Raw genomic sequence first — 12,996 nt, forward strand, 5'->3', positions numbered from 1 at the left:
TGGGAAACGAAGGCACTGGGCGCCTGGAGCGAAAGAATATGCTGCCATACCTGCCTGCTGGCAAAAGATTTGCGCAGAATTCCCTGACGCGTGGCCTGACTCACGCCCCTGCCGGGAGTCCGGCAGGGGCGTGGTGCGAAGGCTCAGCGCCTGCGGGTGGCCTGTCCGCTCAACGCCTGCTGGTGGCCCGTCTGTCCGACGTCTTCAGGTGCCGGGTGAAGAACTGGGCCGCGGCTTCCCCCGCGAACTGCGGGACGCCGGTGTGCCCGCCCATGTTGGCGTGCAGCGCCTTCTCCGTGGAGCCGAAGGCGTCGAACAGGTCCAGGGCGGCCTGCCGGTCGTTGCCCTCGTCGTCCCACTGCAGCAGGACGTGCAGCGGAATGGTGACCTGCCGGGCCTCCTCGAACAGGGCGCGCGGCACAAAACTTCCGGCGAACAGCACGGCGGCCGAGATGCGCGGCTCGACCACCGCGAGGCGGGTCCCGATGGAGATCACGCCTCCCGAGTAGCCGACCGGGCCACCGATTTCGGGCAGCGCGAGGAGGGCGTCCAGGGCGGCCTGCCATTCCGGGACCGCCTGGTCGACCAGGGGGAGGATGAGGGCGTCGATGAGCTCGTCGCCGACCGGCTCACCGGCCTCCAGGGTCCGTCGCAGTTCGGCGCGGGCCTGCTCGTCGGCGGGCCGACGGGGCCGGTCGCCGCTTCCGGGGAGCTCGATGGTGGCCGCGGCGAAGCCGTCCGCCGCGGCGTGCCGGGCGCGGGCCGCAAGGCGGGGGTACGCCTTGCGCAGCCCGAGGGGCGGAGGGCCGAGCAGGATCAGCGGCGTCGGTGCGGCCGCGGACGCGGATACGGGCGTCCACAGGATGCCGGGGATGTCGCCGAGGGTGAAGGCGCGCTCGACGACGCCGTCGTCGAGACGCTGTTCAGAGGTGAAGTGCATGGTCGTGCCTTTCGGGAGGGCTCACGGGCGGCGCTCCCGGACGACCTGTCTATCGCCCGACCGTGACCCCGGAGGGGAGCACCCATGTCGATACTGCGTTCACGGGTACCACCTCCTCGTTCTCTCGCACGGCCTCCGGAAAAGTAGCAGCGGCCGCCATGGCTGTGCCAACGGGTTTTCGCGGAGGCTCGGTGCGCAGCCGGGGCAGGGCCCCTACCGGGACCGGGGCCCCGCCGTGGACCCCCGCACCATCAACTCCCCGTGCACCGTGGCCACACCTCCCGGCGGGGCCTTCTCCTTGCCCATGGCGATGCGGCCCGCCCGCGCTCCCGCCTCATGCAGCGGCAGCCGTACCGTCGTCAGCGCGGGCACCGCGTCGATGCTGAAGGGGAGGTCGTCGAAGCCCGCCACGGACACGTCGTCCGGGATGCGCAGACCCTTGTCGCGCAGGGCCGCGCACGCGCCGAGCGCCACCGTGTCGTTCGCGGCGACGACCGCCGTCAAGTCGGGGGCGCGGCGCAGGAGTTCGACCGTGGCGTCGTACCCGGAGCGGCGGTCGTACGGCCCGTGCACCGTCAGCGCGGGATCGTCCTCGATGCCGCGCGCGGCGAGCGCGGCCCGGTGGCCCTCCAGGCGGTGCCGGGTGGTCGTGCGCTCCTCCGGGCCCGCGATGTAGCCGACGCGCCGGTGCCCGAGGCCCAGCAGGTGTTCCGTCAACTGCTGCCCGCCGCCACGGTTGTCGAAGGTGAGCGCGACCGCGTCGGTGTCCGGCGACGGCGGCCGTCCGCACAGCACCACCCGCGTGCCCGCCTCCGCGAGCCGTCGCAGCTTCCCGGCGATCGCGGCGGCGTGCCCGGCGTCCTCGACGGCGCCGCCGGTGAGGATCACCGCGGCGGCGCGCTGGCGCTGGAGCAGGGTGAGGTAGGTGAGTTCGCGCTCCGGGGAGCCGCCGGTGTTGCAGACGACGGCCATGCGCTCGCCGCCCGCGCGTCCGCCGGGCCCGCCGATCTCGGACTGCACGGCGCCCGCCATGATCCCGAAGAACGGGTCGGCGATGTCGTTGACGAGGATGCCGACGAGGTCGGAGGTGGCCGCGGCGAGCGCGCTCGCGGGTCCGTTGAGGACGTATTCGAGGTCGTCCACGGCCCGCAGCACGCGCTCGCGCGTGGCCGCCGCGACGGGGTAATTGCCGTTCAGCACGCGGGAGACGGTGGCGGGGGAGACCTGCGCGCGGGCCGCCACGTCCGCCAGGGTCACGGTCATCTCGTCGTCCTCCGGTCACTGCTCTGGTCGTTGCGCGGGCCCACGCCCCAGAGCCTGCTCCGCTCCGAAAGTTCGAAGCCCTTGTCCGAACCTTGCCCGGCAGGCTAGCTTGCCCTGGGATAGAAAGCGCTTGCTAGGCTTCTACGGAGGGACTTTCGTGACACGCAAGACGGTGCGCATCGCCATGAACGGCGTCACGGGACGCATGGGCCACCGCCAGCACCTGATCCGCTCGATCCTCGCCCTCCGCGAACAGGGCGGCCTCGACCTGGGCGACGGCACCGTGCTGTGGCCCGAGCCCGTCCTGGTCGGCCGCAGGGAGCACGCACTGCGCGCGCTGGCCGAACAGCACGGCGTGGAGCACCACTCGACGGACCTCGACGCGGTCCTCGCCGACCCGTCCGTCGACATCTACTTCGACGCCCAGGTCACCTCCGCGCGTGAGGAAGCCATCAAGCGGGCCATCGCCGCGGGCAAGCACGTCTACACGGAGAAGCCGAGCGCGACCGGCCTCGACGGCGCCCTGGAGCTGGCCCGTCTCGCGCGGGACGCCGGCATCAAGCACGGCGTCGTCCAGGACAAGCTCTTTCTGCCGGGCCTGCTGAAGCTGAAGCGCCTCATCGACGGCGGCTTCTTCGGGCGGATCCTCTCGGTCCGCGGCGAGTTCGGCTACTGGGTCTTCGAGGGCGACTGGCAGGCCGCCCAGCGCCCCTCCTGGAACTACCGCGCCGAGGACGGCGGCGGCATCGTCGTCGACATGTTCCCGCACTGGGAGTACGTCCTGCACGAGCTGTTCGGCCGGGTGCGCAGTGTCCAGGCGCTTGCCACCACGCACATCCCGCAGCGCTGGGACGAGCACGGCAAGCCCTACGACGCCACCGCCGACGACGCGGCGTACGGCGTCTTCGAGCTGGACAGCGGCGTGATCGCGCAGATCAACTCCTCCTGGGCGGTGCGCGTCCACCGCGACGAACTCGTCGAGTTCCAGGTCGACGGCACGGAGGGCTCGGCCGTCGCGGGCCTGCGCAACTGCCGCGTACAGCACAGGAGTACGACACCGAAGCCGGTCTGGAATCCGGACCTGCCCGCCACCCACTCCTTCCGCGACCAGTGGCAGGAGGTCCCCGACAACCAGGGGCCCGAGGGATTCGACAACGGCTTCAAGGCGCAGTGGGAGCTCTTCCTCAAGCACGTGTACGCGGACGCGCCCTACCGCTGGGACCTCCTCGCGGGCGCGCGCGGCGTGCAGCTCGCCGAACTGGGCCTGAAGTCCTCGGCGGAGGGCCGCCGCATCGAGGTACCGGAGATCGAGCTGTGAGCACCGTCCTGCTGCCGGCCGCGGGCGGCGGCACGCGCGCGTACACCCCACGCGACGAGCCCCCGCGCACGACGCCCGGCGGCCCGCCGTTCACCTCCCGCACCGTCTTCTCCGCCGCCCACGTGGTCGCCGACCCCTTCGCGGACGTCGCCCCCGACGGACCCGCCGCCGTCGACTGGGACGCCACGCTCGCCTTCCGCCGCCACCTGTGGGCGCACGGGCTCGGTGTCGCGGAGGCCATGGACACCGCCCAGCGCGGCATGGGCCTCGACTGGGCGGGCGCGGCCGAGCTGATCCGGCGTTCGGCCGCGGAGGCGAAGGCGGTCGGCGGGCGCATCGCGTGCGGTGTCGGCACCGATCAACTCACGCTCCCCGCCGATCCGCTGACGGTCCGTACGGCGTACGAGGAGCAGCTCGACGTCGTCGAGTCGAGCGGCGCCCAGCCGATCCTGATGGCGTCGCGCGCCCTGGCGGCCGCGGCCACGTCGCCGGACGACTACCTGGAGACGTACGGCCATCTCCTGCGCCAGGCCGCCGAACCGGTGATCCTGCACTGGCTCGGGCCGATGTTCGACCCGGCCCTGGAGGGCTACTGGGGCTCGGCCGACCTGGACGCGGCGACGGACACCTTCCTGGAGGTCATCGCCGCCCACCCCGACAAGGTCGACGGCATCAAGGTCTCCCTCCTGGACGCGGACCGCGAGATCGCCCTGCGCCGCCGCCTCCCCAAGGGCGTCCGCTGCTACACCGGCGACGACTTCCACTACCCCGGACTGATCGCGGGCGACGACCACGGCTTCAGCCACGCGCTGCTCGGCATCTTCGATCCGCTGGGCCCCCTCGCCGCGGACGCGGTGCGGATCCTGGACACGGGGGACGCGAAGGGCTTCCGCGAACTCCTCGACCCCACCGTCGCGTTGTCCCGCCACCTCTTCCAGGCGCCGACCCGCTACTACAAGACGGGCGTGGTGTTCCTCGCCTGGCTCGCGGGCCACCAGTCGCACTTCACGATGGTCGGCGGCCTGCAGTCGGCGCGCTCGCTGCCGCATCTGGCCCGGGCCTACGAACTGGCCGACGGACTCGGCCTGTTCCCCGATCCGGCCCTCGCCGCGGCCCGGATGCGATCCCTGCTCACCGTCCACGGGGTATCCCAATGAGCACTTCTGCGAGCGCCTCTGCGAGCACCCCCGTGAGCGCCTCTGTCGACCCGTCCCGGCTGAGCATCAACCAGGAGACCATCAAGCAGTGGTCGCTGCCCGAACTCGCCGAAGGCTGCATCAAGGAGGGCATCACCGCGGTCGGCCTGTGGCGCGCGCCGGTCCAGGAGTACGGGGTCGAGCGCACCGCCCGCCTCCTGCGCGAGAGCGGCCTCACCGTCACCAGCCTGTGCCGGGGCGGCTTCTTCACGGACATCGACCAGGGGGCACGCGCGCGTGCCCTCGACGACAACCGCGCGGCGGTCGACGAGGCGGCGGCGCTCGGCACGGACACCCTGGTCCTGGTCTCCGGCGGCCTGCCGCCCGGCAGCAAGGACCTGGCGGGCGCGCGCGAACGCGTCGCGGACGCCCTCGCCGTCCTCGGGCCCTACGCCGAGGAACGGGGCGTACGCCTGGCGATCGAACCGCTCCACCCGATGTTCGCCGCCGACCGCTGTGTGGTCTCCACCCTCGGCCAGGCCCTCGACCTCGCGGAACGCTTCCCCGCGCGGCAGGTCGGCGTGGTCGTGGACACCTACCACCTCTGGTGGGACGACCAGGTGCCCGCACAGATCGCCCGCGCGGGCCGCACCGGCCGCATCCACGCCTTCCAACTGGCCGACTGGATCACGCCGTTGCCCGCGGGCGTCCTGCTCGGCCGGGGCCAACTCGGCGACGGAAGCGTCGACTTCAAGGCGTTCCGCGCCCTGGTCGACGGCGCCGGGTACACGGGGCCGATCGAGGTCGAGATCTTCAACGAGGCGCTGTGGGAACGGGACGGGGGAGAGGTGCTGCGGGAGACCGCGGAGCGGTTCCGCACGCACGCGTAATGCGTCCTTGCGGCTACTTCTTGCCGCCCAGGATCTGACCGAGCAGATCGCCGAGGCCGCCGGAGGACGCCGACGCCTTCGGGGCCGCGCCGCCGGATGCCTTCGTGCTCGCCGCGCGCTTGGACAGCACCGCGAGCACCACGGGGATGAGCATCTCGATGACACGGGTGACCGTCGGCGCGGGGATGCCGGTCTTCTTGGAGACCGCGTCCGCCACCGGCTTGCTCATCTTCGCGAGCACGCCGGACATCATCCCGCCCGCGGCGAGACCGCCCAACCCGCCGAAGGCGGCCACCCCTTGGAGGGGCGGTTCGGCGGACTCGACCTCGGCGAACGCCTGCCGCACCTCGTCGGCCTCCGCGGGGTCCTCGGCCTTGCCCTTGAGGTCTCCGGAGAGCGCGGTCACGGTGGTGCCCACGATGTCCTGGGCCCCTGCCGCGTCCGTGCCGAGCAGACCGGCGATCTCCTGGAGCTTGTCGTCGCCGAGCTCTTGCAGCACGTCCTGCTCGAAGGACTGGGAATCGCTCATGCAACAAACGCTACGTCTGCCCCGCTTTGTCAGCACCTGGAGCGGGGCCGGGAAACTTCCGCGCGACTGCGTGCAACCCTTCCGGCACCATGCGTGTCGTACTTGGCGTCAGGACTTCCCGAGGGGGGAATCTGGGGGGATTCCGGGGGGAATCGCGGGGTTTCTGACAGGGGAGGGAACCGAGGGGGCCTGGTCGACGGAGCAGGCCCCCTCAAAACGTCCCGGCGAGCCGAAGTTATCCACAGGCTTCCCGCGATGTCGGTGCCGGGCGGTAGCGTCGGATCATGTCGAGTCAAGCACCGGCGATGTCGGTGCTCGAGGGGGTCCTCGAGCGCATCACGTACGCCAATGAGGAGACCGGGTACACGGTCGCGCGCGTCGACACCGGACGCGGTGCGGGCGACCTGCTCACCGTCGTCGGCGCGCTGCTCGGCGCCCAGGCCGGCGAGTCGCTGCGGATGCAGGGCCGCTGGGGCTCCCACCCGCAGTACGGCAAGCAGTTCACGGTCGAGAACTACACGACGGTGCTGCCCGCCACCATCCAGGGCATCCGCCGCTATCTCGGCTCCGGCCTCATCAAGGGCATCGGCCCGGTGATGGCCGACCGCATCACCACCCACTTCGGCGTGGACACCCTCGACATCATCGAGACCGAGCCCAAGCGTCTCGTCGAGGTGCCCGGGCTCGGCCCCAAGCGCACCAAGATGATCGCCGCCGCCTGGGAGGAGCAGAAGGCCATCAAGGAAGTCATGGTCTTCCTCCAGGGAGTCGGCGTCTCCACCTCCATCGCCGTGCGCATCTACAAGAAGTACGGCGACGCCTCGATCTCCGTCGTGAAGAACGAGCCCTATCGCCTCGCCGCCGACGTCTGGGGCATCGGCTTCCTCACCGCCGACCGCATCGCCCAGGCCGTCGGCATCCCGCACGACAGCCCGGAGCGCGTCAAGGCCGGTCTGCAGTACGCCCTTTCGCAATCCACCGACCAGGGCAACTGCTATCTCCCCGAGGAGCGCCTCATCGCCGACGCGGTGAAGCTCCTCCAGGTCGACACGGGCCTCGTCATCGACTGCCTCGCCGAACTCGCGGGCGAGGAGGAGGGGGTCGTACGGGAGACCGTGCCGGGCCCGGACGGCGGAGAGGATGTCACCGCCGTCTACCTGGTCCCCTTCCACCGCGCCGAACTCTCCCTGGCCGCCCAGCTGTTGCGCCTCCTGAAGACCGGCGACGACCGCATGCCCGGCTTCCGGGACGTCGCCTGGGACAAGGCGCTGGCCTGGCTCGCGCGGCGCACGGGAGCCGATCTCGCGCCCGAGCAGGAGGAGGCGGTCAAGCTCGCGCTGACCCGGAAGGTCGCCGTCCTGACCGGCGGACCCGGCTGCGGAAAGTCCTTCACGGTCCGCTCGGTCGTCGAGCTGGCCCGCGCCAAGAAGGCCAAGGTCGTCCTCGCCGCCCCCACGGGACGCGCCGCCAAGCGCCTGGCCGAACTCACCGGAGCGGAGGCGTCCACGGTCCACCGCCTGCTCGAACTGAAACCGGGCGGAGACGCGGCGTACGACAAGGAGCGGCCGCTCGACGCCGATCTGGTCGTGGTCGACGAGGCCTCCATGCTGGATCTCCTCCTCGCCAACAAGCTGGTCAAGGCCGTCCCGCCCGGCGCCCATCTGCTCTTCGTGGGCGATGTGGACCAGTTGCCCAGCGTCGGCGCGGGCGAGGTGCTGCGGGACATGCTCGCCGACGGGAGCCCCATCCCCGCCGTCCGCCTCACCCATATCTTCCGGCAGGCCCAGGAGTCGGGCGTCGTCACCAACGCCCACCGCATCAACTCCGGTGTCCCGCCCCTCACCCAGGGCATGAAGGACTTCTTCCTCTTCGTCGAGGAGGAGACCGAGGACGCGGGCCGCGTCACGGTGGACGTCGCCGCGCACCGCGTCCCGAAGAAGTTCGGCCTCGACCCGCGCCGCGACATCCAGGTCCTCGCGCCCATGCACCGCGGCCCCGCGGGCGCCGGAAACCTCAACGGCCTCCTCCAGCAGGCCATCACGCCCGCCAGGCCCGACCTGCCCGAGAAGCGCTTCGGCGGCCGGGTCTTCCGCGTCGGCGACAAGGTCACCCAGATCCGCAACAACTACGAAAAGGGACAGAACGGCGTCTTCAACGGCACGGTGGGCGTCGTCACCGCCCTCGACCCCGACGAGCAGCGGCTCACCGTCCGCACCGACGAGGACGAGGAAGTCCCTTACGACTTCGATGAACTGGACGAGCTGTCCCATGCCTACGCCGTGACGATCCACCGCTCCCAGGGCAGCGAATATCCGGCGGTGGTGATCCCCGTCACCACGGGCGCGTGGATGATGCTGCAGCGCAATCTGCTCTACACCGCGGTGACACGCGCCAAGAAGCTGGTCGTTCTTGTCGGTTCACGCAAGGCTCTGGCCCAGGCGGTACGCACGGTCTCCGCGGGTAAGCGTTGTACGGCCCTGGATTTCAGGCTCTCGGGGCGCCGTGGAGAAGGCCCTGGACGTTTTGATCGATCAAACGAGTCGTAAACGTCACACAGCACTTCCGGAACCGGGGCGAAGGGGGCAGGATGAGCAGGTTGGCGGCACTGAGTGCCGCCAATAGGCCCAATGGTCGACCCCGAGTGCACTCTCCAGGGCCAAATGGGGGATGGTAGAGACAGTCAGGGCACCTCGAAGAAGAGGCACAACGTCGGTGAGGGATGACGTGAGCGAGAACGCTAACAACGGTGTAGTACTGCGGTACGGCGACGGCGAGTACACCTACCCGGTGATCGAGTCGACCGTCGGCGACAAGGGCTTCGACATCGGGAAGCTCCGCGCCCAGACCGGTCTGGTGACCCTGGACAGCGGCTACGGAAACACCGCCGCCTATAAATCCGCCATCACCTATCTCGACGGTGAACAGGGCATCCTCCGGTACCGCGGCTACCCGATCGAGCAGCTGGCCGAGCGCTCCACCTTCACCGAGGTGGCGTACCTCCTGATCAACGGCGAGCTGCCGAAGGTCGACGAGCTGGCCACGTTCAAGAACGAGATCACGCAGCACACCCTGCTGCACGAGGACGTCAAGCGGTTCTACGACGGCTTCCCGCGCGACGCCCACCCGATGGCGATGCTGTCGTCCGTGGTCAGCGCGCTGTCGACGTTCTACCAGGACAGCCACAACCCGTTCGACGAGAAGCAGCGTCACCTCTCGACGATCCGCCTGCTCGCCAAGCTTCCGACGATCGCGGCCTACGCGTACAAGAAGTCGCAGGGCCACCCGGTCGTCTACCCGCGCAACGACCTCGGCTACGTCGAGAACTTCCTGCGCATGACCTTCTCGGTGCCCGCCGCCGAGTACGAGCTGGACCCGGTCGTGGTCTCCGCGCTCGACAAGCTCCTGATCCTGCACGCGGACCACGAGCAGAACTGTTCGACCTCCACCGTGCGTCTGGTCGGCTCCTCGCAGGCGAACATGTTCGCCTCGATCTCCGCCGGCATCTCCGCCCTGTGGGGTCCGCTGCACGGTGGCGCCAACCAGTCGGTCCTGGAGATGCTCGAGGGCATCCAGGCGTCCGGTGGCGACGTCGACACCTTCATCCGCAAGGTGAAGAACAAGGAAGACGGCGTGAAGCTCATGGGCTTCGGGCACCGGGTCTACAAGAACTTCGACCCGCGCGCGAAGATCATCAAGGCTGCCGCGCACGATGTCCTCTCGGCCCTCGGCAAGTCCGACGAGCTGCTCGACATCGCGCTGAAGCTGGAAGAGCACGCGCTGGCCGACGACTACTTCGTCGAGCGGAAGCTGTACCCGAACGTCGACTTCTACACCGGCCTCATCTACCGGGCCATGGGCTTCCCGACCGAGATGTTCACCGTGCTCTTCGCGCTGGGACGTCTTCCGGGGTGGATCGCCCAGTGGCACGAGATGATCAAGGAGCCGGGTTCGCGCATCGGTCGTCCCCGCCAGATCTACACCGGTGAGGTTCTTCGGGACTTCGTCCCGGTCGAGGGCCGCTGAGCCCTCTGGGTGGCTGCGGGCCGGTTCTCGGCTGAGCGCGCAGTTCCCCGCGCCCCTTACGGGGCGCCCCCTCGGTACTGAAGCGGAAAGCGCCCCGCCATCGATCCCCCCACGGGTCGACGGTCGGGGCGCTTCCCTTTTTCCCGGTGCGGATTCCCCCCACGGGATCCGGCCGGGCGTCTGTGGTTGCCCTGCGGTCTGCCGGGACGCGTACGTACGGGAGGGCCGCTCAAAGCTCCCCGGTGCACGTGCCCCGGCAACGCAATTCAAGGAACATCCCCCAAGATGTCCCCATATGCCGGAAGACGTCCCCCAAGACATCTTCCTGCATCGCCCCATTAGACTCGCGACCCCCCTCAATGGTTACGTTCGGATCACTGTGATCTGCGTCTCTTGCATATGTCCTGTACATGCGCAAGAGCCCCGATATGGGGATCGGGGCTCTCGCGTGAGGATGTTGAAACGGGTCTGTGAAGGGCCTATGTGAACGTCCTCAGACGGAGGCTGTTCGTCACCACGAAGACGGAGGAGAACGCCATCGCGGCGCCCGCGATCATCGGGTTCAGGAGCCCGGCCGCGGCGAGCGGCAGCGCGGCCACGTTGTAGCCGAAGGCCCAGAAGAGGTTGCCCTTGATGGTGGCGAGCGTCTTCCGGGAGAGCCTGATGGCGTCGGCCGCGACCCGCAAGTCCCCGCGCACCAGGGTCAGGTCGCTCGCCTCGATCGCGGCGTCCGTGCCGGTGCCCATCGCCAGGCCCAGATCGGCGGTGGCGAGCGCGGCCGCGTCGTTCACGCCGTCCCCGACCATCGCCACGACCCGGCCCTCGCCCTGCAGGCGCCGTACGACGTCGACCTTGTCCTGCGGCAGGACCTCCGCGTGCACGGCGTCGGGCCCGATGCCCACGGCCTGCGCCACCGCGTCGGCGACGGCCTTGTTGTCGCCGGTCAGGAGGACCGGTGTCAGGCCGAGGGCACGCAGTTCGCGCACCGCCCGGGGGCTGGTGTCCTTGACGGCGTCCGCGACCGCGAGGACGCCGCGTGCGGCGCCGTCCCAGGCGACGAGGACCGCGGTGCGCCCGGCGGCCTCCGCGTCGTCCTTCAGCTTCGCCACCGCGTCCAGGCCCGTCACCCCCGCGTCCGCGAGGAGCCGCGCGCGGCCGACGAGCACCTCGTGTCCGTCGACCGTGCCGTGCACCCCGAACCCGGCGACGTTCTCGAACCGCTCCGGTGCGGGCGGCGCGGTCCCCAGGTGCTCGGCCGCGCCCGCGGCGACGGCGCGGGCCACCGGGTGCTCGGAGGCGTGCTCCAGGGCGCCCGCGAGGCGAAGGAGCTGCTTCTCCTCCGTGTCCCCCGCGACGTACACGTCCGTCAGTTCCATGTGTCCCGTCGTCACCGTCCCCGTCTTGTCCAGGACGACGGTGTCGACGCGGCGCGTGGACTCGAGGACCTCGGGGCCCTTGATCAGGATGCCGAGCTGGGCGCCGCGGCCGGTGCCGACCATGAGGGCGGTCGGGGTCGCGAGCCCGAGGGCGCAGGGGCAGGCGATGATCAGGACGGCGACCGCGGCGGTGAACGCGGCGGTCACATCGCCCGTGGCGCCCAGCCAGCCGCCCAGCGTGCCGACCGCGATGAGCAGGACGACGGGCACGAAGACGCCGGCGATCCGGTCCGCGAGGCGCTGCACCTGGGCCTTGCCGGTCTGCGCGTCCTCGACGAGCTTCGCCATCCGCGCCAGTTGGGTGTCGGAGCCGACCCGCGTCGCCTCGACGACCAGGCGCCCCGACGTGTTCACGGTCGCCCCGGTGACCGTGTCGCCGACGCCCACGTCGACCGGCACGGACTCGCCGGTCAGCATCGAGGCGTCGACCGCCGACGCGCCGTCGACGACCGTGCCGTCGGTGGCGACGGTCTCTCCCGGGCGTACGACGAAGTGGTCTCCCACGGCGAGGCGGCCGACGGGGATCCGGGTCTCGGCGCCGGAGCGCAGCACCGTCACGTCCTTCGCGCCCAGTTCGAGCAGGGCGCGCAGCGCGGCGCCCGCCTTCCGCTTGGAGCGGGCCTCGAGCCAGCGGCCGAGCAGGATGAACGTGATGACGCCCGCGGCCACTTCGAGATAGATCGTCGAGGCCCCGTCGCCCCCGGAGACCGTGAAGTCGAAGCCGTGCCGCATCCCCGGCATCCCGGCGTCCCCGAAGAACAGTGCCCACAGCGACCAGCCGAAGGCGGCGAGCGTGCCGACGGAGACCAGCGTGTCCATCGTCGCCGCGCCGTGCCGGAGGTTGGTGAAGGCGGCCCGGTGGAAGGGGAGGCCGCCCCAGACGACGACGGGCGCGGCGAGCGTCAGCGAGAGCCACTGCCAGTTGTCGAACTGCAGGGCGGGGACCATCGCGAGCAGCACCACGGGCAGCGCGAGGAGCGCGGAGACGGTCAGGCGCTGGCGCAGGGTGTCGGGCTCGGCGATGTCGGCCGTGGTCGGCGCCGGGGCGTCGCCGGGCCGAGGCTCCGGCTCGGGCTCGGGCGGGAGGATCTCCTCGGCCGTGTAGCCCAGCTTCTCGACCAGCGCGATCAGCTGGGCGACCTCGACTCCTTCGCCCTCGTCGTACGAGACCTTCGCCTTCTCCGTGGCGAGGTTGACCGTGGCGGTCACGCCCGCCATGCGGTTCAGCTTCTTCTCGATGCGCGACGAGCAGGAGGCGCAGGTCATTCCGCCGACGGCGAGTTCGACTTCGGTCATGACTCTTTCGTACTACTTCCGGGGTGGTGGGACGGCCGCGGGGCCCCCGGGGGTGGGGGCACCCCCGGGGCCCCGGGCCCCCCCGGGGGGGGGGGGGGGAGGGCAGGTACGCCGGGCGCCCGGAACCCCCCCCCACGCCGCGGGGGCGCCCCCCCCCCCCCACGC

General features: G+C 70.8%; 9 protein-coding genes. 5 read left to right on the forward strand and 4 right to left on the reverse strand.

All coding sequences use genetic code 11. From position 1 onward, the window contains the following. Positions 1-169: 169 nt before the first annotated feature. Together ACFWZ2_RS35490 and ACFWZ2_RS35495 are read right to left on the reverse strand one after the other, a co-directional pair. A complete protein-coding gene (locus ACFWZ2_RS35490) occupies positions 170-940 on the reverse strand; it encodes an alpha/beta hydrolase (RefSeq protein WP_384552880.1) in 771 nt (256 codons plus the stop codon). A 213-nt stretch (positions 941-1,153) separates the two neighbouring features. Beyond that, a complete protein-coding gene (locus tag ACFWZ2_RS35495) occupies positions 1,154-2,203 on the reverse strand; it encodes a LacI family DNA-binding transcriptional regulator (RefSeq protein ID WP_384552881.1) in 1,050 nt (349 codons plus the stop codon). A 157-nt stretch (positions 2,204-2,360) separates the two neighbouring features. Between ACFWZ2_RS35495 and ACFWZ2_RS35500 the strand changes: the two genes are divergently transcribed. The 3 genes from ACFWZ2_RS35500 to ACFWZ2_RS35510 are packed head-to-tail and all read left to right on the forward strand — an operon-like array spanning position 2,361 to position 5,547. Then, entirely contained in the window at positions 2,361-3,521 is a 1,161-nt protein-coding gene (locus tag ACFWZ2_RS35500) for a Gfo/Idh/MocA family protein (RefSeq protein ID WP_384552883.1), read from the forward strand. Then, complete coding sequence (locus ACFWZ2_RS35505) at positions 3,518-4,678, forward strand: dihydrodipicolinate synthase family protein (protein ID WP_384552884.1); 1,161 nt, start codon at positions 3,518-3,520, stop codon at positions 4,676-4,678. Before ACFWZ2_RS35500 ends, ACFWZ2_RS35505 begins: the two co-directional genes overlap by 4 nt. A 32-nt stretch (positions 4,679-4,710) precedes the next feature. Continuing rightward, the gene (locus tag ACFWZ2_RS35510) at positions 4,711-5,547 is read left to right on the forward strand and encodes a sugar phosphate isomerase/epimerase family protein (RefSeq protein ID WP_384552886.1); all 837 of its coding nucleotides are present in this window, start codon (positions 4,711-4,713) and stop codon (positions 5,545-5,547) included. Between the two features lie 13 nt (positions 5,548-5,560). Here the strand turns inward: ACFWZ2_RS35510 and ACFWZ2_RS35515 are convergent, their stop codons facing one another. Continuing rightward, entirely contained in the window at positions 5,561-6,076 is a 516-nt protein-coding gene (locus ACFWZ2_RS35515) for a DUF937 domain-containing protein (RefSeq protein WP_384552888.1), read from the reverse strand. Between the two features lie 305 nt (positions 6,077-6,381). On the opposite strand from ACFWZ2_RS35515, the gene ACFWZ2_RS35520 reads away from it, so the two are divergent. Beyond that, complete coding sequence (locus ACFWZ2_RS35520) at positions 6,382-8,622, forward strand: ATP-dependent RecD-like DNA helicase (RefSeq protein ID WP_384552897.1); 2,241 nt, start codon at positions 6,382-6,384, stop codon at positions 8,620-8,622. Between the two features lie 178 nt (positions 8,623-8,800). After that, complete coding sequence (locus tag ACFWZ2_RS35525; RefSeq protein ID WP_055565825.1) at positions 8,801-10,099, forward strand: citrate synthase; 1,299 nt, start codon at positions 8,801-8,803, stop codon at positions 10,097-10,099. A 479-nt stretch (positions 10,100-10,578) separates the two neighbouring features. Here the strand turns inward: ACFWZ2_RS35525 and ACFWZ2_RS35530 are convergent, their stop codons facing one another. After that, entirely contained in the window at positions 10,579-12,831 is a 2,253-nt protein-coding gene (locus ACFWZ2_RS35530; protein ID WP_384552890.1) for a heavy metal translocating P-type ATPase, read from the reverse strand. Positions 12,832-12,996: the final 165 nt, after the last annotated feature.

It is taken from the genome of Streptomyces sp. NPDC059002, from assembly GCF_042740435.1.
Lineage (GTDB): Bacteria > Actinomycetota > Actinomycetes > Streptomycetales > Streptomycetaceae > Streptomyces.

What these genes read in the sequence shown, in the direction of transcription:
- ACFWZ2_RS35515 (WP_384552888.1), bottom strand. Translation starts at nt 6,076, where the DNA reads ATGAGCGATTCCCAGTCCTTCGAGCAGGACGTGCTGCAAGAGCTCGGC.
- ACFWZ2_RS35495 (WP_384552881.1), bottom strand. Translation starts at nt 2,203, where the DNA reads ATGACCGTGACCCTGGCGGACGTGGCGGCCCGCGCGCAGGTCTCCCCC.
- ACFWZ2_RS35530 (WP_384552890.1), bottom strand. Translation starts at nt 12,831, where the DNA reads ATGACCGAAGTCGAACTCGCCGTCGGCGGAATGACCTGCGCCTCCTGC.
- ACFWZ2_RS35490 (WP_384552880.1), bottom strand. Translation starts at nt 940, where the DNA reads ATGCACTTCACCTCTGAACAGCGTCTCGACGACGGCGTCGTCGAGCGC.
- ACFWZ2_RS35520 (WP_384552897.1), top strand. Translation starts at nt 6,382, where the DNA reads ATGTCGGTGCTCGAGGGGGTCCTCGAGCGCATCACGTACGCCAATGAG.